This window comes from Paenarthrobacter sp. R1 (genome assembly GCF_030264015.1).
Taxonomy (GTDB): Bacteria; Actinomycetota; Actinomycetes; order Actinomycetales; family Micrococcaceae; genus Arthrobacter; species Arthrobacter ureafaciens.
The window spans coordinates 3,879,721-3,904,411 of sequence record NZ_CP127115.1 but is presented as its reverse complement, the minus strand read 5'-3'; the positions used below and the strand labels follow the sequence as shown (position 1 = coordinate 3,904,411).

The following is a 24,691-nucleotide window of genomic DNA, read 5'->3' as shown; positions in this document are numbered from 1 at the left end:
ACAAAGTGCCAAGATGAAGCCATGCGCATGGATCACGTCTCTTACGCTTGTGAAAAAGATGGCCTCCTGGCCACTACCGAACGAATTTCCGCAGCACTGGGAGTGGACGCAGTCCGGGGCGGAGTGCACCCCCGCTTCGGCACCCGGAACATGATCATTCCCCTCGCGGACAGCAAATACCTTGAAGTCGTGGAGGTCCTGGACCACCCCGCTTCGGATAAGGCACCCTTTGGCCAGGCAGTCCGGGCACGCTCGGCAGCCGGCGGTGGATGGATGGGCTGGTGCGTCGCCGTTGACGACCTTGCCCCGTTCGAAGCACGCCTCGGCCGCTCCGCAGTACCGGGCAACCGCAAGTTCCCGGACGGCCGCGAACTCGTGTGGCAGCAGATCGGCATCCTCGGCTTGATCGCCGACCCGCAGGTGCCGTACATGCTCAAGTGGGAAGGCGACCCCTCCCTGCACCCGTCCAAGGTCTACGAGAGCGACGTCAAGATGTCCAGCCTCACCATCGCCGGTTCCGCAGAGCGCGTGACCGAGTGGTTGGGTGAACCCGTGGAGAAGCCGCTCGAGGACGTCGCCGTCCAGTGGATGGCACCGCACGGAACCCCCGGCATCATGTCCGTCACTTTCGAAACCGCCGCAGGAGCCGTCACCATCTGACGCTGTTCCACACAATACTTCGGCCGCCATCAGCGGGTGCCAATGACGTCACCCACCGATGGCGGCCGAATACCTTTAAGGGGCGGGTCCGGGCCTCCATGCCCACAGGCCTCCCGGCCCTACGCCTACCCGGTCAGCCCAGCCCCACGGCCTTCCCAAAGAGGCTGAAGCCGACGAATGCCACGATGTCCAGCAGCGCGTGGGCTATCACCAGCGGCATCACGCGCTTGGTCTTGGTATAAAGCCACGCGAACACCAAGCCCATGACCACGTTGCCGATGAACGGACCGAACCCTTGGTAGAGGTGGTAGCTGCCCCGCAGCAACGCGCTGACCACGATTGCCGCGGCTGTGCTCCACCCGAACTTGCCGAAACGGTCCAGCAGGTAGCCCACCACAATGACTTCTTCGACGATCCCGTGGCGGATGGCGGAGAGCACCAGCACAGGCACGGTCCACCAGTACGTGTCCAAGCCGCTGGGTATGATCGCCGTGGTGATGCCCAGCGCCCGGCCTGCGGCATACAGGCCAAGGGACGGAATCCCGATGGCCGCTGCCAGGCCGAGGCCTTGCAGCGCATCCTTGCCTGGCCGGGCGAAGTTGAAGCCAAGACGGGCAAATGCTGATCCTCCCGAGGCTTGGAGGGACAGGAAGTAGAAAACCAGGACCACCGGCACCAGGGCGAACAGGATGTCCAGCAATTGGTAGGTGAGGTCGAAGTACTCGCGCGTGCTTTGGGACCTGTTGAGCGTCGAGGTTGCCTCCGACAACGGCGCCCTGGTCATCTTGTCCAGGAGCTGGACCACCGAATACACGGCAGACTGGCCCAGCGAAAGACCCAGGACAATGAGTACTTCGGCGCGCAGGCGGCGTCGTGAGGCTAGGAGCATGTTCCTATCTTGCCTTCAGATCCTGTTGCTTCCCCGGGAGCTGTCAGTCCGCAACGTGCGTGGCGGCGACGATGACCTCGGTCCCCTTGGCTTCAAACGCCGCGCGGTCTGCGGGCTTGATCCCGGAGTCCGTAATGAGGTGCCGGAACTCATAGCCGGCCATCGCGGCAAAGGCCCTGTGCCCCACCTTGGAGGAGTCAGCGAGCACGTAGGACTCCGTGGCCCTCCCCGCCATGACCGTATTCACCATGGCTTCGCCCTCATCGGTGATGGTGGGTCCCAGCTCCGGGTCCACTCCGTTGACGCCGATGAACGCGATGTCCAAGGCCACTTTCTGCATGATGACATCCGTGTAAGGTCCCACGAGTTCATAAGAACGCGGATTGAGGATCCCGCCGGTCACCATGATCTTGATGTGGGGCCGCACTGCCAGTTGCGCGGCGATGTTGATGGCGTTGGTGACCACCGTGAGGGTGGGCCGGTTGGAGGGGGCGTTGAGGTCCTCCCTGGTGGAGAGGATCTGGGCCAAGGCCGTGTTGGTTGTTCCCCCGCTGAGCCCGATGACGGCGCCGGGTCCGATCAGCTCGGAGGCCGCCTGGGCGATCGCCTGCTTGGCCTCGGCGTGGTCGTCACGGTTGTAACGGCCCGGAAGGTCATAGGCAACAGAGCCCGTGGTCGCCCCGCCCCTGGTCCGGCTCAGCAGGCGCTGCTTGGCCAGGCTGTCCAGGTCCCGTCGCGCCGTTGCCGGCGACACCCCGAGCCGGGTCACGATGTCCTCGACCTCGATCCGGCCGGACTCGGCCAGGAGGTCCAGGATGGCGGTCAACCGGTCGGTGCGGGTCATGACTAGCCTTTCACGGTCCGGCTATTTCGCCTTGGCGAACAGCGTGAGCATACGAGCAGATTCCAACACCAAGGCGTCCCGCCCTGCCTTGATGTACTTTCGGGAATCCACCACTGCTGGGTTGGCATCGAGGTACTCACGGACGGCGCGGGTAAAGAACCCGTTCAAATGTGTGGATACGTTGATCTTAGTCATACCAGCGGCAATAGCCGCTACGAGCGTCCCGTCTGTGACGCCGGAGGAGCCATGCAATACCAAAGGCTTCCCGACGGCGGACTTCAGTTTGGTGATCAGGTCCAGGTCAAGGACGGCGCGGCGTTCGGTCATGGCATGTGAGGAGCCCACCGCCACGGCCAAGGCGTCGACGCCGGTCGCGGCCACGAACGCTTCGGCTTCGGCGGGGTCGGTGCGGACCCCCGGGGCGTGCGCGCCGTCCTTGCCTCCTACCTCACCCAGCTCTGCCTCTACGTAGACCCCGTGTTGGTGCGCGTAGGCGGCCACGCGCCTGGTGACTTCCACGTTCCAGTCGTAAGGGAGATGGGCGCCGTCGAACATCACCGAACCGAACCCAAGATCCACCGCTTCCAGCGCCAGGTCCTCGGATTCAGCGTGGTCGAGGTGGACCGCAACGGGAACCGCGGCAGTCCGGGCAATGGCAAGTGCTGCCAGACCGATTGCTTCGAGCCCGCCGTGGTACTTGGCGCAGTTTTCTGAAATCTGCAGGATGAGCGGAACTCCCGCCGCCTCCGCGCCTCCCACCAGCCCCTCCGCCGTCTCCACGTGGATGACGTTGAAGGCGCCTTGGCCGGTTCCTGTGGCGGTGGCCCTGTTCATGAGTTCCCGGGTGTTGACCAGGGTCACGGGACCTCCTTCCATGTCACGATGAGTTGGTCTTGGAGTTCCTGGTACCGCGGCGAGATTTCGCCAGCGGCGGGCATGAGCACGGCCGCGGCGGACCACGCGGTGGCCCGGCGGAGGATTTCCCGCGGTTCGGTGATGCCTTCGGCGAGCGCGACGGCGGCAGCGGCCACACCGGCGTCGCCCGCCCCTGTGGGGTTGCCGCTGAGCGCCTCCGGCAGGCGGGCGCTCCAGTATCCGCCCGGGGCGGCGTGGTCGAAGGCGAGCATGCCGTCCGCGCCGGCGCTGACGAGGACCGTGCGGGCACCCTCGTCGATCAGGGCGAGGGCGGCAGCTTCGAGGCTGGACTCCCCTGTCGCTTCGGCGAGTTCATGATGGTTGGGCTTAAGGATGTCGGCGCCGGCTTTCGCCGCGGCGATGATGCCGGGACCGGAGGTGTCGATGATTGCCGGGATGCCGGCGTCGTGGGCCAGTCGCACCAGCTCCGGGTAGAAATCCGCGGGAGCCCCCGGCGGCAGGCTTCCCGAACCGACCAGGACGGAGGCCGGCAGGTTGCGGTTGCCGCTCACGGCCTCAACGACGGCGACCCGCAGTGAACGCCACTCGTCCGGCAGAAGGGCCTGGCCTTCCTCGTTGAAGATGGACGTCTCCCCCGCGACCGTATCCACCAGCGCGATGCTGCGGCGGGTTTCGGCGGCGACTGCCACCAGAGTGTGCGGAACACCGCTGGTCCACAGTTCGGCCGCGAGTGTCTGCCCTGCCGCGCCACCTGTAGGTGCAATGGCGAGTACGGGGTATCCCAGCTGGTGGGCGACCCGGGCTACGTTGATGCCCTTGCCTCCAGCACGGCTCAAGGGCGTGGGAACCCGGTGGCTGGCACCCTCGGTGATCCCGTGCACGGTGTAGGTCATGTCGATGGCCGGATTGGCAGTCACCGTAATAATGCGGTTCACGCTGGCTCGTTTCATGGGGTGCCTCCCAGAAGGGCGCGGGCATTCAGTGCGGCACCGAGCAAACCGGCGTCCTGTCCCAGCTGGGCACGGATGAGTTGGGGCCTGCGCTGGAAGTCCAGGATGGCGTCCACCCGTTTCCGGAGTGGCTCGAGCAAGTCGTCGCCTGCTTCAGCCAGCCCTCCACCGACCACAACGGCTTCGGTTCCAATAATGTTCACGCATTGGCAGATAGTGAAGGCCAGGGCATCAACGGCATCAGCCCAGACACGGGCGGCAACTGCATCTCCGGCGTTTGCCCGGAGCAGCACGCCGCGTGCACCGTCCACCCGGATTCCCGATTCCCGGTGGTAACGCTTGGCAATCGCCCCTGCCGAGCCCACTGCTTCCAGGATGGTGGAGCCTGCGGCGTCGGGGTCCGGAACCTGGGCGTGGCCGAGCTCGCCGGCGAAACCGCCTGCGGTGACAGCCTTGCCACCCGAGAACACTGCTGCCGCAATCCCTGTCCCGACCACCATCACTACAACGTCGTTGAATTCCTTGGATCCGCCAAAGCTGTGCTCAACCGCGGCCGCGGAGCGGACATCGTGATCGAACGCAACGGGGATGCCAAGCCTTTTTGTGGCTTCGGCCGTGAAAGGGAAGTTGCGCCATCCAAGGTTGGCGGAATAGATTCCCACCCCCGCTACGGAGTCCACGATTCCCGGGACGATGATGCCTGCTGCTTTGGCGGGCGCTTCAGGAAATTCCGATGCCAACTCGGCTTTTAGCTCAGCAAGCCTGTCCAGGACGGCTTCGCCGGGTCGGGCAGGGTCCAACGGCGTGGGGACGCGGCGCATGCCCAGGACCTGCCCCCTGGCATCCACCACGCCGGCCTTGATGTCCGTCCCGCCGACGTCGAAACACAAGACCGCTGATTCTGCGGTTCCGAGAACCATGACCGGTTGCCTAGGCCGGGGCGTCGAGAATAACGGAGCGCGTCAGGTTTCGCGGCAGGTCCGGATTCAAGCCACGAACGCGCGCACGTTCCAAAGTGACCTTATGGACACGGACCAGTTCAGCCAGCGGATGCTTGTCCGTGTGGATATAAAGGGCGCCGGTGACGGCCATGTCGCTGTCCAAGCCTTCCGGCTGGGCACCGAACAACCACGTGACGCGCCCCGGTGCCGCGATGGAGATGGGGCCATGGCGGTACTCCATGGCGGGGTAGGACTCGGTCCACCCCTGCACTGCTTCGCGCATCTTCAAGCCGGCCTCGTGGGCCAGCCCCACTGTCCAACCGGTGCCGAGGAAAGTGAATTGCTCTGCATCCAGAAGTTCCCGGGAGACCGGCGCTGCCACGGCGCCACAGGCGTCATCAATTGCTTGCTGAACGTCGATGCCAAGGCTGGTGAGCATGTAGACCAAGGCCGTGGTGGCGAAGCGGGTCTGCACCACCGAGCGTTCATCGGCGTAGTGGAGGTCCACCACGGTGTCTGCCAGCCCGACGATCGGCGAGGAGGTGTCGCCGATGATGGCTACGGTGGGGACATTCCCCTGCAACTCAGCCAGAATGCCGAGCACCTCCGTGGTGGTGCCGGAACGGGTGATGGCCACAACAGCGTCGTACTTCCGCCCGGGGCTGTTGCTGTTCAGGAATGCTTCCGACGCGGCGAACGCGTCCGTCACGCCTTTGCCCGCGCTTTCCCTGGCAGCGGCATAGCTCTGGGCCATGAACCATGACGTGCCACAGCCAATGACGGCGACCCGTTTGCCGTCCTCCGGCAGCAAATGCTCGGTGCGGGCTTGTTCCATGGCACGCTGCCAGACCTCGGGCTGGGAAACCAGCTCTTCTTCCATGAAGGCGCCCAGCATGTTCTCGCTCATCGTAAGTTTCCGCCCCTGCTCATCTAATGACGTTTTCTGATCTATAAAAACACTAAACGATCATTTTCGATCTAACAAGGATCATTGGCGGGGATGGGACCGCCCCTTCGGTGCGCATCATCGGCCAGCAGTCCGGAAAGCAAAAGAGGGGCTGCGTTCCACCCGGAACACAGCCCCTCTTTGTTGTACTTCTGAATCGTCCTCAAACAGCCTGCACGCCGGCCCGCCACACCGAATGCGTCAACGGAATCCCGGGACGGTACGCCAGATGCGTTGCCGAGGGAGCCTTCAGCATGTGCAAATCCGCGCGATGACCGACGGCGAGCGAACCCACCGCCCGCTGACCGTCGACGTCGTTCCCTGAGTCCCTGCCAAGTGCCAAAGCGCCGCCATACGTCGCCGCCCGGACCGCTTCGTGGACGCTCAAGCGCATCTGAAGCACAGCCGTGGTGACGCAGAACGCCATGGACGTGGTGTAGGACGTGCCGGGGTTGCAGTTCGCCGCCAGCGCGATCTGCACGCCCGCGTCAACCAACTCACGGCCGGGCGCCAAGGGCTGTCGTGTGGAGAGATCGCAGGCGGGAAGGCAGGTAGCCACTGTGCCGCGCGTGCCGGTACCGGTGGACGGGTTCCAATGGGCCCACGTCTCGGCGAGCGCCAGGACATCCTCGCCCGAAAGGTAGTTCACGTGGTCCACGCTCGCGGCGCCGAACTCGACGGCCAGCGCCACCCCCGGCCCTTCGCCCAGCTGATTGCCATGGACGCGCAAGCCCAAGCCCGCATCCTTGGCGGCCTTGAGGACGCGCCGGGACTGGTCCTCGTTGAAAGCGCCCTGCTCACAGAAGACGTCCGCCCAACGGACATGCGGCAGGACGGCGTCGAGCATTGCTCCGCACACCAGGTCCGTATATTCCTCCGGATCCGCACCCGCCGGCACCAGGTGCGCGCCAAGATACGTGACCTCGTCCACCAGCTCCGCCGCGATGCGGGCACTGCGCTCCTCGTTCGCCACGTCCAGTCCATAGCCGGTCTTGCTTTCGAGGTACGTGGTCCCTTGAGAGAGGGCCTCGTGGACCCGCTCCCTGACCAGGCCCGCCAGCTCGGCATCGCTGACACTGCGCGTGGCGCCCGTGGTCACCGCAATCCCGCCCGCGGTGTAGCTCGCCCCCGACATCCGGGCTTCGAACTCCGCTGTGCGGTCCCCTGCGAAAACCAGATGGGAGTGCGAATCGACCCAGCCCGGCAGGACGGCGCGGCCACCGGCGTCGACCCTTTCATCTGCGGCGGGAGCAGCAGCGCTGGACCCGATCCAGGAAATCCGCTCGCCTTCGAACACCAGGGCTGCGTCCTTCAAGACCCGGTGTTCCAGGTCCTGGGTCATCAGCTCCCCGATGTTGGTGATGAGTGTGCTGGCTGGGGTTGTTCGGCTCATGTCCCTATTGTTCAGCGCCGGATGGACCAGCGGACGGCAGCCAACTGTTCAGCTGTCCGGGATTCCGGACTGTCCCCCATGATGATGGCGGCGGCCAGCTCGGCTATTGCCGAGGAGGTCTGGAAGCCGTACCCGCCCTGGCCGGCAAGCCAGAAGAAACCTTTGGCCTCGGCGTCGAACCCCACCACCGGGACGCCGTCAGCTGCTTCCGTCCGGAGGCCGGTCCATGATCGGTCCGTGCCCTGGATGCCCAGGGTGGTGACCGAATTCAGCACGCTGATGAGTTTGTCCACGTCGCCCGCGTAAGGTTTGGCATCTTCGGCACCGCTTGGCACATGCTCCGACGGCGAGATGAGAACCTGCTGACCTTCCGGGCGGAAGTAGAAAGAATCGTCCGCGGCGCACACCATAGGAGTTTGCGGCGCGAGCGGCGTCTGCACGTTGACGATCGCCGCGGTCCGGCGGTAGGGCTGCAAGCCCAGTTTTTCCACGCCGCTGATGACGGCCAGTTCGTCAGCCCATGCACCCGCGGCATTGACAACGACGGCGGACTGGAAGGCCTCGACGCCGGCGCCCACCTCCCAGCCGCTTCCCAGTCGCTGCGCGGAATGGACCCGCGCGCCGGTGATGATGTCGACGCCGGCAGCCTCGGCCTTTTGGCGGTGGTCCTCGAGCAACAGCGGGGCATTACAACCGAAGGAGCCGCTGTCCAGTCCGGCTGCAGTGAAGGAACCCGGCTTGAGGACGGGACACAATTCGAGCGCCTCGGCGTGCGGAATCGGCGTCATGTTCCCGCTCGCTTCGGCCCGAACGGTTTCTTCATCGCCCACCAGCATGAAGCTGCGCGGCGTCAGGACGGGTTCCGGGGCGTCGTCGTCCCTGGCCTTCAAGAGTTCCAAGGTCCGCATGGTCAGTTCCTGCACCACGGGCGGGCCATAGCTGGGAATCAGCTGGCGGGCGGATCTGGAGGAGGTATGGAAGGCCAGCTCCTGTTCAGCTTCCAGAAGCGCCACCGAACACTTCCCGGCCAGCGCCGAAGCGAGGGACAAACCGGCGATTCCGCCGCCAACGATCACAACGTCATAAATCGAAGCCATGGGACCATCCTCTCTCACATCCCACCCCAAAACCCCCACCGCTCTATCACATCCCACCCCAAAACCCCCAACGCTCTATCACATCCCACCCCAAAACCCCCAACGCTCTATCACATCCCACCCCAAAACCCCCACCGCTCTGCCACATCCCACCCCAAAACCCCCACCGCTCTGCCACATCCCACCCCAAAACCCCCAACGCTCTGCCACATCCCACCCCAAAACCCCCGTCGCTCTATCACTCTCCTGATGGGGTTGCCCGCAAGGGGACTGTCTGATTAACGGTGGATCTGGTCTGGCCTGACCGAAAGGAAGGGCGATGACCGATGTCATCGAGATGATCGATCCTGTGACGGGAGAGATCATCGATGAGCAGCAGCTCGCGGAGCAGCTGCTGAAGCAGGCGAAGGAACAGGGTGTCGACCTCGTCGGCCCCGACGGGGTGCTGAACGGGCTCACCAAGCGGGTGCTGGAGACAGCGCTCGAGGCGGAGATGACCGAGCATCTTGGCTACGAGAAGCACGGCAACACGATCGCCGAGAACGCTCGCAACGGGATCCGATCGAAGACGGTGCTGACCGAGGTCGGTCCCGTCGAGATCGACGTTCCCAGAGACCGTGAGGGGTCGTTCGAACCGAAGATCGTCAAGAAGCGGCAGCGGCGCCTGACCGGCGTCGATGAGATCGTGCTGTCGTTGACCGCGCGGGGGCTGACGACCGGCGAGGTCGCGGCGCACTTCGACGATGTCTACGGGGCGTCGGTGTCGAAGGACACGATCTCGAGGATCACCGACAAGGTCATCGAGGAGATGACCGAATGGCAGAACCGTCCGCTGGATCGCGTCTACCCGGTGGTGTTCATCGATGCTCTGGTGGTGAAGGTCCGAGACGGCCAGGTGCGGAACAAGCCGTTCTATATCGCCGTGGGCGTTACTGTGAACGGGGAGCGCGACATCCTCGGGATCTGGGCCGGCGATGGCGGGGAGGGGGCGAAGTTCTGGCTCGGCGTGTTGACGGAGATCAAGAACCGTGGCGCCGAGGACGTGTGCATCGTCGTCTGTGACGGGCTGAAGGGTCTGCCGGAATCGATCAACACCGCCTGGCCGCTCGCGACGGTGCAGACCTGCATCATCCATCTGATCCGCAACACGTTCCGGTTCGCGTCCCGCCACTACTGGGAAGAGATGGGCAAGGACCTGCGTCCTGTCTACACGGCGCCGACCGAAGCGGCCGCTCGTGAGCGATTCGTGGAGTTCGACGCGAAATGGGGTCAACAGTATCCGGCGATCAGCAAGCTCTGGCAGAACGCCTGGTCCGAGTTCGTGCCGTTCCTGGACTGGGACGTGGAAATCCGCCGGATCATCTGCAGCACGAACGCGATCGAGTCACTCAACGCCCGGTACCGCAGAGCAGTCCGGGCGCGCGGGCACTTCCCGAACGACGCCGCCGCGCTGAAATGCCTCTACCTCGTGACCCGCTCGCTTGACCCGACCGGGCGCGGCAGGGCACGCTGGGCGACGAGATGGAAGCCGGCGCTGAACGCGTTCGCGATCGCATTCGAAGGCCGAATCAACTAATGAACGCCAAACCAGATCCACCGTTTATCGGACACACCCCCCGCAAGCTGTGGACAGTTGGTCAGGCGGCTTGTGCCGGCTGAGGTTGGTCCGTGGTGAGCAGCAGTTCGTGCTCCACGGGGGTGTTATAGCCCAGTGCTGAATGGAGGCGGGTGCGGTTATAGAACTCCTCGATCCAGCGGCCGGTGGCCCGGATGGCGTCCTGTCTGGTTGCCCACCGGCGCCGGTCGTAGAACTCCGCTTTCAGGGTGGACCAGAACGATTCCTGCATCGCGTTGTCCCAACACACGCCCGTCCTCCCAACGGACTGGCGGATACCAAGCCCGGTACAGACGTCATTGAGCTGGGTGGAGGTGTACTGGGTGCCCCGGTCGGCGTGGAAGACGACCCCGGCCGGGCCGCCGCCGCGCAGAATGAAGGCCATGCGCAGGGCCCGTTCGACCAGAGCGCTGGACTGGGTAGAGTCCATTGCCCAGCCGATCACCCGCCTCGAGCAACCGTCCCTGACTGCGCACAAGTACACCCAGCCCTCACCGGTACGAAGATAAGTGATATCCGAGATCCAGACCGCGTCCAGCACACCGGTGTCCCATTTCCTGGCCACCAGATCCGGGATCGAATGGACCCGCCCCTCACCGATCGGGGCCACGGGCCGGAACCGGCGCGGCGAGATCCCTTCCAGACCCTGCCGACGCATCGAGGCCGCGACGGTCTTCCGGTCAACGCCGGTCCCGTTCCTGGCCAGCGCTGCCCGGACCCGCGGCGCCCCATAGACTCCGGTCGAATCCTGATGAACCCGCCGGACTTTTGCATCCAGTTCAGCCCGGACCACCGTCCGCAGTGACCTCACGGAGGTCCTCCGCCGCCAAGCGTAAAACCCCGATCGTGACACGCCCAGCAGTCTGGCCATCCGCTGGATCGAGTAGTTAGCCTTCTCGGCCTCCATCAGTTCGAAGCATTCCGATTCTGCTGCTTGGAGGCGAAGAAGGCTGCGGCTTTTCCCAGGAACTCGTTATCCATCCGCAACTGCGCGTTTTCCCGGCGCAACCGCTCCAACTCCGACTTCTCTGTCTCGGCCGCCGCGACCTCTTCCGGGGCCGCCAGACGTGCCCGTTCCTGAGCCACCCACCGGCCCAACATCTGCTCTCCAAGCCCGAGTTCCCTAGCCACCGGCGCTACCGGCCTGCCGGTATCGATAACGAGCCGTGCAGCCTCCCGCCGATACTCCGGAGTGAATTTACGTCGTGTCGTGCTCACAAGAACACCTTCCCGCAGAATCCCAGGATCCCGCTACTTCAGGTGTCCACCAACAGAGGCTAACCCCACTGAAGAAAGTTGGGAGCGACGGGAAGTGACAGAGGGACGCCAAAAGAGCGACGGGACCTGACAGAGGGACGCCAAAAAGGGGGCGGGAAGTGATAGAGGAACGCCAAAAAGGGGGCGGGAAGTGATAGAGGGACGGGTGGGGCGTTTAGGCGACAGCGACCGCGGCGCGACTCTTGACGAACGCCTGAACGCAGGCCTCGACGTCGTCCGCGCTGTGGGCGGCAGAAAGCTGGACGCGGATGCGGGCGGCCCCCTTGGGCACCACGGGGTAACTGAAGGCAGTCACGAAAACGCCGTTGTTGAGCATCTCGTCGGCAATCCGGGCCGCGACCACGGCGTCGCCGAACATGACCGGGATAATGGCGTGTTCGCCGTCGAGCAGCTCGAAGCCTTCCTCGCTCATCCGGCGGCGGAACAGCGCGGCGTTTTCGAAGAGCTTGGTGCGCAGCTCCCCCGAGCCCTGGACGAGCTCGATCGCTTTGATGGTTGCCGCAACGATCGCCGGGGCAAGCGAGTTGGAGAACAGGTAGGGGCGTGCCTTTTGACGGAGCATCGCCACGATTTCGCCGCGGCCGGAAACGTAACCACCGGAGGCGCCACCCAGTGCCTTGCCGAACGTGCCCGTGTAGATATCCACGCGCCCGGAAACCCCGGCGTGCTCCGGCGTGCCGGCACCAATGGGGCCCATGAAGCCGACTGCGTGGGAGTCATCCACCATGACCAGCGCGTCATGCTTCTCGGCGAGGTCGCAGATGGCCTCGAGAGGGGCGAGGTAGCCGTCCATGGAGAACACCCCGTCGGTGACGATGATCTTCCGTCGCGAACCGGAGGCTTCCAGCAGCTTGGCTTCGAGATCAGCCATGTCCCGGTTGGCGTAGCGGAAGCGCTTGGCCTTGCTGAGGCGGATGCCGTCGATGATGGACGCGTGGTTCAGGGAGTCGGAAATGATGGCATCGTCCGGCCCGAACAGGGACTCGAAGACGCCGCCGTTGGCGTCGAAGCAGCTGGAGAAGAGGATGGTGTCCTCGGTGCCCAGGAACTGCGAAACACGGGCCTCGAGTTCCAGGTGAAGGTCCTGGGTTCCGCAAATGAACCGTACGGAAGCCATGCCGAAGCCGCGCTCGTCCATTGCCGACTTGGCCGCGGCAATGATGTCCGGGTGGTCGGCCAGGCCCAGGTAGTTGTTGGCGCAGAAGTTCAGGACCTGGTTGGCCGGCTGCCCCAGCTGGCCCGCTGCGATGTGGCTGGCCTGCGACGAATCGATGTGGCGTTCGGTCTTGAAGAGTCCGGCACTCCGGATCTCGTCCAGTTCGGCCTGAAGTTGGTCTTTGATGGCTGAATACATGGTGCTCCTCAGTCTTTCCGGGGTCGAATGCGGTGCGGGGCGGTTACAGTTCAGTCCAGTCAAGGACCACTTTGCCGCCCACACCGTTGCGGGCGATCTCGAAGCCCTTCTCCCACTCAGTGGCGGGCAGCTTGTCCGTGACGACGGCGGAGATGCTGCGGTGAAGTACGGGGTTGGAAGAGAGCATGGCGCTCATCGCGTACCAGGTCTCGAACATTTCACGGCCGTAAATGCCCTTGAGGGTGAGCATGTGGGTGACAACCTTGCCCCAGTCGATGTCGATGGATTGGCTCGGAAGGCCAAGCATGGCGATGCGTCCGCCGTGGTTCATGTTGTCGATCATCTCAGGCAGTGCCGTGGGGTGTCCGGACATTTCGAGTCCGATGTCGAAGCCTTCGCGCATGCCCAGTTCCTGCTGCGCTTCACGGACGCGCATCTTGGAAACATCGACGGCGAGGTCCACGCCCATCCGGCGGGCCAGCTCAAGCCGCGGAGCGGACACGTCCGTGATGGCAATTTTCCGGGCGCCAGCGTGGCGGGCGACGGCGATGGCCATCAGGCCGATGGGCCCGGCACCGGTAATGAGGACGTCCTCGCCCACCAAGGGGAAGCTCAGCGCGGTGTGTACTGCGTTGCCGAAGGGGTCGAAGATGGCGCCGAGTTCAGGGGTAACGGACTCGTCGTGGTGGACCCAGACGTTGGTTTCCGGGATGACGACGTATTCGGCGAAGGCACCATCGCGCTGCACGCCGACGGAAACAGTATGAATGCACATCTGGCGGCGTCCGGCACGGCAGTTGCGGCAGATTCCGCACACCACGTGGCCTTCGCCGGAGACCCTGTCCCCTACTTTGACGTCGCGGACGGCCTCGCCGATTTCCACTACTTCGCCGTAGAACTCGTGGCCGGCGATGAGGGGCGTTTCGATGATGCCCTGCGCCCAGGCGTCCCAACTCTGGATGTGGAGGTCGGTGCCGCAGATGCCGGTGGTCATCACACGGATCTTGACATCGCCGGGACCCGCCTGGGGCTCTGGACGTTCGACGAGTTCGAACCCTGCGTGTGGTCCGGATTTGTAGAGAGCCTTCATGGAATTCCTCACTGCCAGGGCTGCTTCGCTGCTGCTGACTTCTATTAGAGCCTCGCCAACGATTTAGCACAATTAGAATCTTCTCAATCAACGATTTAGGATTTGCTAATGGAAATTCACCAGCTGCAGATGCTTCGCGAACTCGGCGACCTGGGCAGCGTCAAGGCCGTCGCAGACACGCTCATGGTGACGCCCTCAGCCGTATCCCAACAGCTCGCGCTGCTGCAGAAATCAGTCGACGTGCCGCTGACGCGCAAGGAGGGCCGCGCCCTGGTGCTGACCGACGCCGGCCGCGTCCTCGCCGAGGCGGGCGCCGCCGTCGTCAACGCCATGGCGGATGCGCGGGCGGCGATTGGCGCCTACCACGACGCCCCGGACGCGCCCGTCAGCGTCAGCGCCTTCCATAGCGCCGGGCAGGCGCTGTTCGCTCCCCTGGCAGCGCTGCTGGCTTCGAAAACAGAGTCCGACGGCGGGAAGTCACCCCGCCTGCGCCTCGCAGACGAGGACGTGGCCCAGGAGGATTTCCCGGGGTTGGCAGCGCGCTACGACCTGGTCCTCGCCCACCGCATGGACAACAGCCCGCCATGGCCCGAAGACAAAGTTGCTGTTATTCCGCTGGCCGATGAACCCCTGGATGTCGCTTTGCCGGCAGGACACCCGCTGGCTTCGCGGCGCCAACTGGGTCCGTCCGACGTCGTGGATGAACCGTGGGTGACCAGCCGCGATGGCTATTCGCCCGCGGACGTCCTTGCCGCCGTCGTTGCCGTGAGCGGGCGGCCTGCCGAGGTGCTGCATCGCATCAACGACTATTCGACCGTGGCGGCGCTGGTATCTGCCGGTGGCGCGATCGGTCTGCTGCCGCGGTTCACGGCACGGCGGGTGCTGGACGCCGGGGTGGTGCTGCGTCCACTGTCGGGCGTGAATTCGGTCCGCAAAATCGACATCCTTGCACGGCCCGAAACGCTCAAACGGAAATCGGTCATGACGGTTTGCGAGTCACTTCAAACCGTCATGACCGGGCTCTCCTCACCCAAGTAGACCGCAGTTGACGGCGTGGTGAGCGGGCTGGCCGGCGTCGAAGTACGCCACCAAATCGGCCGGGAGCTCCGGTACCTCCCGGGCCGAGCCGTCACTGCGCAGCGATTCCGTGGCGAGGATGCCGGCCACTACTGCCTGCCGGGCGGCAACCGGGCTTGTCCGGGTCCGGCCGCCTTCGGAGGCGAAGCGCAGGAACTCCCCGATCAGGAGAGGGTCCGCACCGCCGTGACCGCCTTCGCCGTCCTGAATGGGGATGACCTGGTCCGGCTCCGCGTAGCCGGAGGTCCGGCTGGTCCACACTTTGATGGTCTCCCCTGGCCCGTCGCCGAAGTTCTCGATCCGGCCTTTGGTGCCGATAACCGTGTAATTTCGCCAGTAATCAGGGGTGAAATGGCACTGCTGATAGCTGGCCAGGACGCCGTTGTCGAGCACCATGTTCATCATGGAGATGTCCTCGACATCAATGACCTTCGCCAGGTCTTTCTGCTCGGTGGGCGGCCAGTTGTCGATCGAGAACCAGTCCCCCATGCGCTTGCCGGTGTTATCACCGCGGTTGGCCACGTCACCATAGACTGCGAGGTCTCCGACGGCGGCAACCCGCTTGGTGTATCCGCCGGCCAGCCAGTGGATGACATCAATGTCGTGGGCACCTTTTTGGAGGAGAAGGGACGTGACGTTGGCGCGCTGGGCGTGCCAGTCCTTGAAGTAGAAGTCTCCCCCGTGGCCCACGAAGTGGCGGCACCAGACCGCTTTGACGTCGCCGATCCTGCCATCCTCGATCAGGTTGCGCATCTGGACCACCACAGGCATGTGGCGCATGTTGTGGCCTACGTACAAGCGGGTTCCGGTTTTAAAGGCCGTCTTCAGGATCAGGTCCGCAGCGTCCACCGTGATGTCCAGGGGTTTCTCGCAGAAAGTGGGGATGCCCGCCTTAAGCGTTCGGACGGCGACGGCCGCGTGCTGGTTGTCGGGGGTCAGGACGAGGACGGCGTCGATCCCGCTGTCCAGCAGTTCCTCCAGATCTCCGGTGATGCGGGCCGTCGGGATGCTGCCGGCGGCGTCTGCCCGGCCACGTTCACTGAGGTCGCAAACAACGGTGACTTCGGAGCCTTGGCCCGGCTTGTGGGCGTGCTTCCACAGCCCTGAACGCAAGCCGAAACCCACGATGCCGACCTTCAAATCCTTTTCCATGGCGTGTAATTTTTCCTTCTGCTGTTTTAGTTGAGTCTGGTTTCGGCATTTCGGTGCGGCGCCGATTCGCGCACGAACAAGTGCCAGGGGAAGTCGAGGACTCCGGGTGCCTCCGGGGCGGCGTGACCGGTTGCCCGCCGCAGGAGCAGCCGGGCGAGTTTGTCGAAGAAGTCAACGGGGCCCACAGTGCTCAGCGAGGGCGACATCCGTTCGCCTTCCACTGTGTTGCCCACACCGACGATGTCCACGTCTGTGCCCACGGCGAGGCCCAGGCGTTGGGCCGCGTTGATGGCGCTGACCGCGGCGTAATCCGTGGTGGCGTAAATGGCTGTGGGCCGGTCCGGCATGCTGAGCAGCCGTGTTGCCGCAGCGTAGGCTCCGGCGGTGGTGCCGTCGAACAGGCCGACGTAATCGTCTCTTTCCGGGATCTTCGCCGCAGCCAAAGCGGACGAGTAGGCCTGGTATCTGGTCCCGCCGGTCTTGCCTCCCGCTGATGCCGGGGTCAGGCAGGCAATCCGCCGATGGCCGTGGAGCAGATGCTCCACGGCCATGCGGCAGCCTGGTCCGGCGATGGAACGGATGACATCGAAGCCCTCCGCGGGCAACTCCTCGTCAAAGACCACCAGCGTGGTGCCGTGCCCGGCGAGCCGGAGCAGGGCTTCCCGCTGCTCAGGACGGACTGCGTCCACGAAGACCGCATCGGCATTGTGCGTGCCCAGAACCTTGACCCAGTCGGCGTCACCCAAGATCATCGGCGTGATGCCCAGTGGAGCTGACGCTTTCTGAACGGCCTCGATGACCGACAGCGACCAAGGGTCGGAGAGCATGGTCAGGGACAGGATCACCGTATTTGTCCGGCCCGTCCGAATGGCCCGGGCAGCCTGGTTGGGGCGGTAGCCGAGCCGCTCGGCTACCGCCTTGACCTTGTCCGCCGTCGCATCCGACACCCCGGGTCCGCCCTCACCGCGGCGACCGGACAGCACATAGGAAACCGTGGCTGTGGAAACGCCCGCGAGTTCGGCCACCATGCGGATGGTGGGCCTGACTCCTGTGGTGCCCGCTTTTGCCATGGTTCCCCTTGCTGTGTTCTTCGCGTCCGAGTGGTTTCGTTGTTGGTTTGAGGCTAGCTCCTGAAGACAGGCGCGTTGGTGTCCAACGCGGCCTGGTACTCATCGCGCATCTTGTCGCCCCCTTCGCTCTTCCAGCGCTTGACCGCGTCCTTGAGTTCGTCGATCTTTGCGCGGCCGGTGATGATATCCACCACCTTGTCGCGCAGCTGCTTGGTGATCTTGGCACCCACCTTCGCGTTGGTGTCCGAGTAGGAGCCGTTGGTGGGGTTGCGCCAGGCAAACTCGAGCAGTTTCTCTTCCTGCCGGCTGACGTACCGGGTGTCGTCGTCGAACCCGGGGTTGAAAATGACGTTCTCGGGGCTGGACATGATGTTCAACGCCGACACCAAACCGGGTGCATTGATAGCTCCTGCCTCCGTCAATGCAGGATTCCCTGAGGCATCAAGGGTGTAATCCTGGCCAAGCTCGCCGAAGTTCTTCTGCATGTACTCCACCGTGCCGAACGGCGCCGACAGGTAGTTCATCAGCGCCAGCAACTCACGGATCTTTCCCTCCTCAGCCTTCTTGAACGGGGTGAAGCCCACCGTTCCATAGCCCATGTCGTAGACGGGCTTGACCTTGCCGTCGGCACTGAACGGGATCAGGATGTCGAATTTCGCGCTCTTGTTCAGGGCGCGGTAGCTGCGGATATCGTGCGGGCCCACCAGCACCTGCGCGGCAACGCTGCCGTTGGCCACCCGCGTGCGGATGTCCGAGGCCTTGGCATCCGGGTAGAAGACACCGGCCGCGAACATCTTGGCCGTGAACTCCACGCCCGCCATGTATTCGTCGGTTTCATACAGATGGGTCAGCGTGCGGTCTTTATTGACGGCCCAACTGTTCGGCGCACCAAACCACTCAGTGACCATGTGGAGGGCGTTAATGTAGGCAGGTTCCAGCGCGTATTTCTGTTCACCGGGACGGGTCAACTCCTTGGCCTTCTCCAGGAATTCCTCGGCGTTGGCAGCTTCGAAGCCACCCACCTGCGCCCACACGTCATGGTTGCCCGCGTAGACCTGCCCGAAGGGGGTACTCGGGATGGGAGCTCCCCAGATCTTGCCGTTCACGACGGCGGTCTTCCAGGAATCGGGCTTCAGTGCGGCAAGGTTGGGGTACTCAAGGACGGAGTCACCGGAAAGGTACGGGGTCAGGTCCTGGAACTTGGCCTCGAGCATCGGGCCAACGTTGGGGATACCCTGGTTCGGCGGAACCCACATCATGTCCGGAAGATCATTGCTGGCAAGCACCGTGGCGAACTTGGCCGGATAGCCGTCGCCAATGTCTTCGGCAATCTGAAGCTCCAGGTCGCCGCCGAGCTTGGCATTGAGCCGCTGCCAGAAGGGATTGTCCTTCAGGCCGGGGCTCATGGTTTCGAAGGTTTCCGTCAGGCCGGTGACTTTGCCTTTGAGCGGCGGCGCCTTCACGGACTGCACGGCGGTGGGCAGCTTGAAGTAGGCGGCTTGGAGGCCCTTTGCGTTACCGGCGATATCCGGAGTGACGCCGGTGAATTCCTTGTACGTGGGCAACGTGACCGACGCGGAGGCGGCGGCGCCTCCGTTGCCTGCGGCCCCGCCGCCACCGCAGGCGGACAAGCCTGCGGCGGTGACGGCCAGCCCGGCGAGGCCAAGGAAACCGCGGCGGCTGAATCCAGCCTGAGAGGTAGTGCTGGTCATGGCATAACCCTTTCTGGTTACTTGCTTCATAGCTGATATGCGTGATTGAAGTGCTTGGTGAACCCGTGTTCCCGGCGTGGCGCTAGCCCTTGACGGCGCCGGTGATCACGCCCTTGGCGAAGTGCCTTTGGAGGAACGGGTAGACCATCAGGATCGGGACAAGCGCTACCACCACCACTGCCATCTGGATGGACTGCGGTGGCGGTGAGGTGGTGATTCCCAACTGGTCCGCCGCACCGCTGCCCTGGACCACGAAATTGCGGAGCAGCAACTGGATGGGCCACTTGCTGTGGTCGTTGATGTAGAGCAAAGCGTTGAAGAACGAGTTCCAAAAGCCCACTGCGTAAAACAGCCCGACGACGGCGATCACGGCTTTGGACAGCGGCATCACGATGCGCCACAGGATTTGCCAGTCGTTGGCGCCGTCGATCCTGGCACTTTCGATGAGCTCGCCCGGGATATTCATGAAGAACGAACGCATGACCACAAAGTTGAAGGCCCCGAAAATGCCCGGAAGGATCAGCGACCACAACGAATCCAACAGGCCAAGCTGGCGGATCATCAGAAAGGACGGAATCAGGCCCGGTGCGAACAGGAGGGTCAACAGGACCGCAAGGACCACCGGACGGCCAAAAAGGACCGTGCGGCTGGTGGCGTAGGCCATGGTGATGGTCACAAACAGCGCCAGGATGGTACCCACCACGGTTACCAGCATGCTGACCCCGAGGGATTGGAGCACCATGGGGCCCTTGAAAATGGTGGCGTAGGCTTCCAAGGTTGGACGTTCGGGCCAGAGCACGAACCCGCCGGCCTTCACGAGTTGTTCGTTGTCAGCCAGGGACGTGGAGACGACCAGCAAAATGGGCGTCAGGATGGACACGCTGAAGACAACCAGGACTACCGCTTTGACCGTTTGATACAGGGCGGAAGGCTTCTCCTTCCACACGGGGCGCTTGGGGTTGTAGCTAAGCTCCCGGGGTTTCCTGGTGAAAAGTGTTGTTGCCATGGGGTTTCTCCTAATGCGGCGGGCGCAGCGCGGCAGGCGCGCGGGTCAGCGTGGCTGTCAGCGCACTCGTTGTGCGAAGATTCCGTCTTCGCCGAAGCGGTGGGCAAGTTTGTTGGCGCCATATATCAGCAGGGCGCTGACGATGCCCTTGGCCAGGCCGGCTGCCGCGCCCGAGCTCCAGCCGCCTCCCACCACGCCCGTGTAGTAGGTGAAGGTGTCGAGCACTTCCGCGGCGCCTGCCCCCACGGCGTCCCGTTGCAGGATGAACTGTTCGAATCCCACGGAAAGAATGTCGCCAATGCGAAGGATGAGCAGGAGGACGATCACGGGCCTGAGGCCGGGCAGGGTGATGTGCCACATCCTGCGCCAGCGACCCGCACCGTCGGCCGCTGCCGCTTCGTAGAGCGAGGCATCAATGCTGGCAAGTGCCGCAAGGAAGATGATCATTGCCCAGCCGGCGTCCTTCCAGATCATCTGGACCACCACCAACACCGGGAACGTCTCCGGGTTGGTCAGGAACGGGATCGGTTCCATGCCCCAGTCCCGGAGCACGTTGTTGACGAAACCTGCGCCGCCGAGCATCTGCTGGAAGAACGCGATGACCAAGACCCAGGAAAGAAAGTGCGGCAGGTAGGCGATGCTTTGGAAAATCCGGCGGACGCGGGTGCTGATCAGTGAATCCACGATCAATGCCAGTACCAGCGGCACCGGGAAGAGGAAGACCAACTGCCAGGCGGCCAGGTACAAGGTGTTCCAGAAAGCGTGGATGAAGTCCGGATTGCCGAAAAGGTCCACGAAGTTCTGCCAGCCCACCCACAGGCTGTCGCCGATGCCCAGGTAGGGCTGGTAGTCCTGGAACGCGATGACGTTGCCCAGGATCGGTATGTAGAAAAAGAGCAGGAGAAAGGCCACTCCCGGGAGCATCATGAGCAGCATCTGCTTGTCGCGCCGCAGGCGGGCCCGGAAACTCTGCTTCGGGACGTTGCTCCTCTTCCGCTTCTTCGGACCGGAGCCGCGGACTGTTACGCCCGCCGGATCCGGGACTCGGCGAGCTTCCGGCGGTGCCGGAGCCTGTTCCGTCGTCGAGTTCATGCAGTCTCCTCAAGTGCTGAGCGAAACCATCGATGTGATTCAAGCCACGCTCGTTAACCGTTTAACAAACCATAAGTGACTCGCATCTCTTTTTGCAACATCGTGATCGAAACTGCGCTTAGAAATCACTTTTCGTCACAGCGCGGGGCTGAGACAAAAACGCGGCTGAGACAAAAAAATAGCTGGCAGCAGTGGTTGTTTTGATCGCTCAAAACAACCCTTGCTGCCAGCTGGTTGGGCTAACTAGCCCTGGACACCGAGCTTCTCGAGGATCAGCTCACGGACGCGTCCGGCATCGGCTTGCCCGCGCGTGGCCTTCATGACCCCGCCCACGATGGCGCCGATGGCCTGGATCTTGCCGCCGCGGATCTTCTCGGCGACGTCCGGCTGGGCTGCCAGGGCTGCGTCAATGGCTTCCAGGAGGGGGCCGTCGTCGGAAACCACGGCCAGGCCGCGCTTGGCGATGATCTCCTCCGGGGTACCTTCTCCGGCGAGGACGCCGTCCAGTACCTGGGATGCCATCTTGTTGTTGATCTTGCCGCCCTCAACAAGCTTGTTGAGTTCAACAATCAGCTGCGGGGTGACGCCGAGTTCTGCCGGTTCCACGTCGGCAACCTTGGCGCGGCCAACAACCTCGCCCATCCACCACTTGCGGGCTACGTCGGCCGTGGCACCGGCAGCGACGGTTTCCTCGATGGAGTCCATGACCCCGGCGTTGACGACGTCGCGGAATTCGAGGTCGGAGTAGCCCCAGGCTTCCTTGAGGCGCTTCCTGCGCTCGGCCGGCGGCTCGGGGAGGGTGGCGCGAAGCTCCTCCACCCATTCACGCGAGGCAACCACGGGAACCAGGTCCGGCTCCGGGAAGTAGCGGTAGTCGTCGGCGTCGGACTTGGCCCGGCCCGACGTCGTCGAACGGGTGTCCTCGTGCCAGTGGCGCGTCTCCTGGACAACCGGCTGGCCGGAATCCAGCACCGCGGCGTGACGCTGGATTTCGTAGCGGACGGCGTGTTCTACGGCGCGCAGCGAGTTGACGTTCTTGGTCTCCGAGCGGATACCGAAGCGCTCCTGGCCGTGCGGGCGCAGGGACACGTTCGCATCGCAACGGACGTTGCCGCGTTCCATGCGGGCGTCGGACACGCCAAGGTTCTTCACGATCTCGCGGACGGCAGCCACATAGGCCTTCGCGAGTTCCGGTGCGCGGCTGCCCGCGCCCTCAATCGGCTTGGTGACGATTTCCACGAGGGGAACACCGGCGCGGTTGTAATCCACCAAGGAGTAGTCGGCGCCCTGGATGCGGCCTGCGGCGCCGCCCATGTGGGTCAGCTTTCCGGCGTCCTCTTCCATGTGGGCACGCTCGATCTCGACGCGGAAGACCGTGCCGTCCTCGAGCTCGATGTCCAGGTAGCCGTCGTAGGCAATGGGCTCGTCATACTGCGAGGTCTGGAAGTTCTTGGGCGTGTCCGGGTAGAAGTAGTTCTTCCGGGCAAAACGGCAGGACTCGGCGATCTTGCAGTTCAGGGCGAGGCCGATCTTGATGGATGACTCCACAGCCGCCTTGTTGACGACGGGAAGGACACCGGGCATGCCCAGGTCCACCTCGTTGACATTGGTGTTCGGCTCGTCGCCGAAGACGTTCGGGGCTGAGGAGAACATCTTGGTCTTGGTGTTGAGCTCAACGTGGACCTCAAACCCCAGGACGGGATCGTACTTCTCCATGGCTTCTTCGAAGCTCAGGATTGCGTCGATGGACATTAGTTGGAACCTCCGGCGGTAGATGTAACAGTGCCGAGCCCGGCTTTATTCAACAGAGGTGCCTGCGCAAGCATCGGGCCGCCCCACTTCTCTTCGAGGGCGGATTCGAGCACCGCGCCCACGCGGTAGAGGCGTGCATCCTCGCGGGCCGGAGCCAGCAGCTGGATACCAACCGGCAGACCATCTTCATCGGCCAGGCCGCCCGGCAGCGAGAGGCCCGGAATGCCGGCCAGGTTGGCAGGAATCGTAGCCACGTCGTTCAGGTACATGGCCAGCGGATCGTCGAGCTTCTCCCCCAGCTTGAACGCCGTGGTGGGCGCCGTCGGGGAGATCAGGACGTCCGCCTGGGCGAACGCAGCATCGAAGTCGCGCTGGATGAGCGTGCGGACCTTCTGCGCGGAACCGTAGTAGGCGTCGTAGTAGCCGGCGCTCAAAGCATAGGTTCCAAGGATGATGCGGCGCTTGGCTTCGTCGCCGAAACCAGCGGCGCGCGTGGCTGCCATCACACGTTCAATGGTCATGGGACCATCCTTGGGCAGTACCCGCAGACCGTACCGGACGCCGTCGAACTTGGCCAGGTTGCTGGAGACCTCGGAGGGCATGATGAGGTAGTAGGCACCTAGGGCGTACTTCAGGTTGGGGCAGGAGACCTCGACGATTTCCGCTCCGGCTTCCTTGAGCAGCTCGAGGGATTCGTTGAAACGGTTCTCGACGCCGGCCTGGTAGCCCTCGCCGTGCAGTTCCTTGATGATGCCGATCTTCATCCCGGCAACGTTGCCCAGGCGGGCAGCCTCAACCAGGTTGGTGAACGGATCGGTCAGTGACGTGGAGTCGAAAGGATCGTGGCCGCCAATGACTTCCTGCAGGAGTGCGGAGTCCAGCACCGTACGGGACACAGGACCGATCTGGTCCAGCGACGAAGCCATCGCAATGGCCCCGTAACGGGACACGGCACCATACGTCGGCTTCATGCCCACGGTTCCGGTGACGGCACCGGGCTGGCGGATGGATCCGCCGGTATCCGTGCCCAGGGCGAGCGGCGCTTCAAAAGCAGCGACGGCGGCAGCTGACCCGCCGCCTGAACCGCCGGGGATCCGGTCCAGGTCCCACGGGTTGCGGGTGGGCCCGAACGCGGAGTGCTCCGTGGAGGAACCCATGGCGAACTCGTCAAGGTTGGTCTTGCCGAGGATCGGCATCTTCGCGGCACGGAGCTTCTTGATCACCGTGGCGTCGTAGGGGCTGTGCCAGCCCTCGAGGATCTTGGAGCCCGCCGTGGTGGGCTGGCCGATGGTGACGATCAGGTCCTTCACCGCGATCGGCACACCGGCGAGTGCGTGCAGGTCCTCGCCGGCTGCACGGGCGGCGTCCACCTCGGCAGCGACGGCCAGGGCCTCTTCGGCGTTGACGTGCAGGAAGGCGTTGACCTGGCCGTCGACGTCCGCGATCCGGTCCAGGTGCGCCTGGGTGACCTCGACGGCGGAGACGTCGCCTGCGCCCAGCTTGGCGGCGAGGTCGGCAGCTGAGTGGCGAATGAGTTCGTTGTTCTGTTCAGTCATCGTGTTAGTCCTCATCCAGGATTGCCGGGACCTTGAAGCGGTTCTCGGCCGCATCCGGGGCTCCGGACAGCGCCTGGTCCGCCGTGAAGGTGTGGCCAACAACGTCCTCGCGGAACACGTTGGTCAACGGAATAGGGTGGGACGTGGCCGGTACATCATCCCCGGCGGCTTCACTCACGGACTTCACCGCGTCCACGATGACGGCCAGTTCGCCCGCCATCCTGTCCAGTTCTTCGTCACTCATCTCAATGTGAGCCAGACGCGCAAGATGCGCGACGTCGTCACGGTTGATCGCAGCCATGGATCTCCCCTGCAAAGTTCAAATGGTTTTCCGAACCAGT

Annotated in this window: 22 protein-coding genes; 3 read left to right on the top strand and 19 right to left on the bottom strand. The window is 63.9% G+C overall.

Going from position 1 to position 24,691, the window contains the following annotated elements; translation table 11 throughout:
* The first annotated feature begins 21 nt into the window (after positions 1-21).
* Positions 22-660 (top strand): VOC family protein, encoded by a 639-nt coding sequence (locus tag QN084_RS18610; protein ID WP_021472547.1) that lies wholly within the window; start codon positions 22-24, stop codon positions 658-660.
* Positions 661-793: 133 nt separating this feature from the next.
* On the opposite strand, the gene QN084_RS18605 is transcribed toward QN084_RS18610, so the two are convergent.
* From QN084_RS18605 to QN084_RS18570, 8 genes are all read right to left on the bottom strand, one after another.
* Positions 794-1,549 carry a CPBP family intramembrane glutamic endopeptidase gene (locus QN084_RS18605; protein ID WP_069694475.1) on the bottom strand — a complete coding sequence of 252 codons (756 nt, stop codon included), beginning with the start codon at positions 1,547-1,549 and terminating at the stop codon, positions 794-796.
* A 43-nt stretch (positions 1,550-1,592) separates the two neighbouring features.
* Positions 1,593-2,393: a DeoR/GlpR family DNA-binding transcription regulator gene (locus QN084_RS18600; RefSeq protein WP_062095880.1), complete on the bottom strand. Its 801-nt coding sequence runs from the start codon at positions 2,391-2,393 to the stop codon at positions 1,593-1,595.
* 21 nt (positions 2,394-2,414) lie between these two features.
* Positions 2,415-3,269: a class II fructose-bisphosphate aldolase gene (locus QN084_RS18595; RefSeq protein ID WP_069694474.1), complete on the bottom strand. Its 855-nt coding sequence runs from the start codon at positions 3,267-3,269 to the stop codon at positions 2,415-2,417.
* Positions 3,251-4,219 carry a 1-phosphofructokinase family hexose kinase gene (locus QN084_RS18590; RefSeq protein ID WP_069694473.1) on the bottom strand — a complete coding sequence of 323 codons (969 nt, stop codon included), beginning with the start codon at positions 4,217-4,219 and terminating at the stop codon, positions 3,251-3,253. The genes QN084_RS18595 and QN084_RS18590 overlap by 19 nt, the downstream gene beginning before the upstream one ends.
* On the bottom strand, positions 4,216-5,139 hold the full coding sequence (locus QN084_RS18585) for an ROK family protein (protein WP_069694472.1): 924 nt from the start codon (positions 5,137-5,139) through the stop codon (positions 4,216-4,218). The genes QN084_RS18590 and QN084_RS18585 overlap by 4 nt, the downstream gene beginning before the upstream one ends.
* 10 nt (positions 5,140-5,149) lie before the next feature.
* The gene (locus QN084_RS18580; RefSeq protein ID WP_062095872.1) at positions 5,150-6,067 is read right to left on the bottom strand and encodes an SIS domain-containing protein; all 918 of its coding nucleotides are present in this window, start codon (positions 6,065-6,067) and stop codon (positions 5,150-5,152) included.
* 202 nt (positions 6,068-6,269) lie between these two features.
* Positions 6,270-7,499, bottom strand: coding sequence for an imidazolonepropionase (gene hutI, locus QN084_RS18575; RefSeq protein ID WP_069694471.1), 1,230 nt, complete (start codon positions 7,497-7,499; stop codon positions 6,270-6,272).
* An 11-nt stretch (positions 7,500-7,510) separates the two neighbouring features.
* Positions 7,511-8,596, bottom strand: a complete 1,086-nt coding sequence (locus QN084_RS18570) for an NAD(P)/FAD-dependent oxidoreductase (protein WP_069694470.1) — start codon at positions 8,594-8,596, stop codon at positions 7,511-7,513.
* A gap of 337 nt (positions 8,597-8,933) precedes the next feature.
* Between QN084_RS18570 and QN084_RS18565 the strand changes: the two genes are divergently transcribed.
* Entirely contained in the window at positions 8,934-10,172 is a 1,239-nt protein-coding gene (locus QN084_RS18565; RefSeq protein ID WP_168529793.1) for an IS256 family transposase, read from the top strand.
* 61 nt (positions 10,173-10,233) lie between these two features.
* Here the strand turns inward: QN084_RS18565 and QN084_RS18560 are convergent.
* From QN084_RS18560 to tdh, 3 genes are all read right to left on the bottom strand, one after another.
* A protein-coding gene (locus tag QN084_RS18560; RefSeq protein ID WP_259362723.1) for an IS3 family transposase occupies positions 10,234-11,429 on the bottom strand; the annotation gives its coding sequence in 2 pieces (ribosomal slippage) (positions 10,234-11,162 and positions 11,162-11,429; 1,197 coding nt in all).
* Between the two features lie 214 nt (positions 11,430-11,643).
* Positions 11,644-12,843, bottom strand: coding sequence for a glycine C-acetyltransferase (locus QN084_RS18555; protein ID WP_069696420.1), 1,200 nt, complete (start codon positions 12,841-12,843; stop codon positions 11,644-11,646).
* Between the two features lie 43 nt (positions 12,844-12,886).
* Entirely contained in the window at positions 12,887-13,933 is a 1,047-nt protein-coding gene (gene tdh / locus QN084_RS18550; RefSeq protein ID WP_021471366.1) for an L-threonine 3-dehydrogenase, read from the bottom strand.
* A gap of 108 nt (positions 13,934-14,041) precedes the next feature.
* On the opposite strand from tdh, the gene QN084_RS18545 reads away from it, so the two are divergent.
* A complete protein-coding gene (locus QN084_RS18545; protein WP_021471367.1) occupies positions 14,042-14,971 on the top strand; it encodes a LysR family transcriptional regulator in 930 nt (309 codons plus the stop codon).
* On the opposite strand, the gene QN084_RS18540 is transcribed toward QN084_RS18545, so the two are convergent.
* The 8 genes from QN084_RS18540 to gatC all read right to left on the bottom strand — a co-directional run bounded on the left by QN084_RS18540 (position 14,960) and on the right by gatC (position 24,651).
* A complete protein-coding gene (locus QN084_RS18540; protein ID WP_069696419.1) occupies positions 14,960-16,162 on the bottom strand; it encodes a Gfo/Idh/MocA family protein in 1,203 nt (400 codons plus the stop codon). The two genes, QN084_RS18545 and QN084_RS18540, sit on opposite strands and share 12 nt — an antisense overlap.
* A gap of 26 nt (positions 16,163-16,188) precedes the next feature.
* Positions 16,189-17,232 (bottom strand): LacI family DNA-binding transcriptional regulator, encoded by a 1,044-nt coding sequence (locus tag QN084_RS18535; RefSeq protein ID WP_069696418.1) that lies wholly within the window; start codon positions 17,230-17,232, stop codon positions 16,189-16,191.
* Between the two features lie 53 nt (positions 17,233-17,285).
* The gene (locus tag QN084_RS18530) at positions 17,286-18,944 is read right to left on the bottom strand and encodes a type 2 periplasmic-binding domain-containing protein (protein ID WP_069696417.1); all 1,659 of its coding nucleotides are present in this window, start codon (positions 18,942-18,944) and stop codon (positions 17,286-17,288) included.
* Between the two features lie 82 nt (positions 18,945-19,026).
* A complete protein-coding gene (locus QN084_RS18525) occupies positions 19,027-19,950 on the bottom strand; it encodes a carbohydrate ABC transporter permease (protein ID WP_069696416.1) in 924 nt (307 codons plus the stop codon).
* Positions 19,951-20,007: 57 nt separating this feature from the next.
* Positions 20,008-21,042: an ABC transporter permease gene (locus QN084_RS18520; RefSeq protein WP_021471372.1), complete on the bottom strand. Its 1,035-nt coding sequence runs from the start codon at positions 21,040-21,042 to the stop codon at positions 20,008-20,010.
* A 243-nt stretch (positions 21,043-21,285) separates the two neighbouring features.
* Positions 21,286-22,794, bottom strand: coding sequence for an Asp-tRNA(Asn)/Glu-tRNA(Gln) amidotransferase subunit GatB (gene gatB, locus QN084_RS18515; RefSeq protein WP_069696415.1), 1,509 nt, complete (start codon positions 22,792-22,794; stop codon positions 21,286-21,288).
* On the bottom strand, positions 22,794-24,350 hold the full coding sequence (gene gatA / locus QN084_RS18510; RefSeq protein WP_062095855.1) for an Asp-tRNA(Asn)/Glu-tRNA(Gln) amidotransferase subunit GatA: 1,557 nt from the start codon (positions 24,348-24,350) through the stop codon (positions 22,794-22,796). Before gatA ends, gatB begins: the two co-directional genes overlap by 1 nt.
* 4 nt (positions 24,351-24,354) lie before the next feature.
* Positions 24,355-24,651 (bottom strand): Asp-tRNA(Asn)/Glu-tRNA(Gln) amidotransferase subunit GatC, encoded by a 297-nt coding sequence (gatC, locus tag QN084_RS18505; RefSeq protein ID WP_021471375.1) that lies wholly within the window; start codon positions 24,649-24,651, stop codon positions 24,355-24,357.
* Between the last annotated feature and the right edge of the window lie 40 nt (positions 24,652-24,691).

Excerpts from the sequence above, each read along its gene's own strand:
- QN084_RS18610 (WP_021472547.1), top strand. The coding sequence starts at position 22 with ATGCGCATGGATCACGTCTCTTACGCTTGTGAAAAAGATGGCCTCCTG.
- QN084_RS18605 (WP_069694475.1), bottom strand. The coding sequence starts at position 1,549 with ATGCTCCTAGCCTCACGACGCCGCCTGCGCGCCGAAGTACTCATTGTC.
- QN084_RS18600 (WP_062095880.1), bottom strand. The coding sequence starts at position 2,393 with ATGACCCGCACCGACCGGTTGACCGCCATCCTGGACCTCCTGGCCGAG.
- QN084_RS18595 (WP_069694474.1), bottom strand. The coding sequence starts at position 3,269 with ATGGAAGGAGGTCCCGTGACCCTGGTCAACACCCGGGAACTCATGAAC.
- QN084_RS18590 (WP_069694473.1), bottom strand. The coding sequence starts at position 4,219 with ATGAAACGAGCCAGCGTGAACCGCATTATTACGGTGACTGCCAATCCG.
- QN084_RS18585 (WP_069694472.1), bottom strand. The coding sequence starts at position 5,139 with ATGGTTCTCGGAACCGCAGAATCAGCGGTCTTGTGTTTCGACGTCGGC.
- QN084_RS18580 (WP_062095872.1), bottom strand. The coding sequence starts at position 6,067 with ATGAGCGAGAACATGCTGGGCGCCTTCATGGAAGAAGAGCTGGTTTCC.
- hutI (WP_069694471.1), bottom strand. The coding sequence starts at position 7,499 with ATGAGCCGAACAACCCCAGCCAGCACACTCATCACCAACATCGGGGAG.
- QN084_RS18570 (WP_069694470.1), bottom strand. The coding sequence starts at position 8,596 with ATGGCTTCGATTTATGACGTTGTGATCGTTGGCGGCGGAATCGCCGGT.
- QN084_RS18565 (WP_168529793.1), top strand. The coding sequence starts at position 8,934 with ATGATCGATCCTGTGACGGGAGAGATCATCGATGAGCAGCAGCTCGCG.
- QN084_RS18555 (WP_069696420.1), bottom strand. The coding sequence starts at position 12,843 with ATGTATTCAGCCATCAAAGACCAACTTCAGGCCGAACTGGACGAGATC.
- tdh (WP_021471366.1), bottom strand. The coding sequence starts at position 13,933 with ATGAAGGCTCTCTACAAATCCGGACCACACGCAGGGTTCGAACTCGTC.
- QN084_RS18545 (WP_021471367.1), top strand. The coding sequence starts at position 14,042 with ATGGAAATTCACCAGCTGCAGATGCTTCGCGAACTCGGCGACCTGGGC.
- QN084_RS18540 (WP_069696419.1), bottom strand. The coding sequence starts at position 16,162 with ATGGAAAAGGATTTGAAGGTCGGCATCGTGGGTTTCGGCTTGCGTTCA.
- QN084_RS18535 (WP_069696418.1), bottom strand. The coding sequence starts at position 17,232 with ATGGCAAAAGCGGGCACCACAGGAGTCAGGCCCACCATCCGCATGGTG.
- QN084_RS18530 (WP_069696417.1), bottom strand. The coding sequence starts at position 18,944 with ATGACCAGCACTACCTCTCAGGCTGGATTCAGCCGCCGCGGTTTCCTT.
- QN084_RS18525 (WP_069696416.1), bottom strand. The coding sequence starts at position 19,950 with ATGGCAACAACACTTTTCACCAGGAAACCCCGGGAGCTTAGCTACAAC.
- QN084_RS18520 (WP_021471372.1), bottom strand. The coding sequence starts at position 21,042 with ATGAACTCGACGACGGAACAGGCTCCGGCACCGCCGGAAGCTCGCCGA.
- gatB (WP_069696415.1), bottom strand. The coding sequence starts at position 22,794 with ATGTCCATCGACGCAATCCTGAGCTTCGAAGAAGCCATGGAGAAGTAC.
- gatA (WP_062095855.1), bottom strand. The coding sequence starts at position 24,350 with ATGACTGAACAGAACAACGAACTCATTCGCCACTCAGCTGCCGACCTC.
- gatC (WP_021471375.1), bottom strand. The coding sequence starts at position 24,651 with ATGGCTGCGATCAACCGTGACGACGTCGCGCATCTTGCGCGTCTGGCT.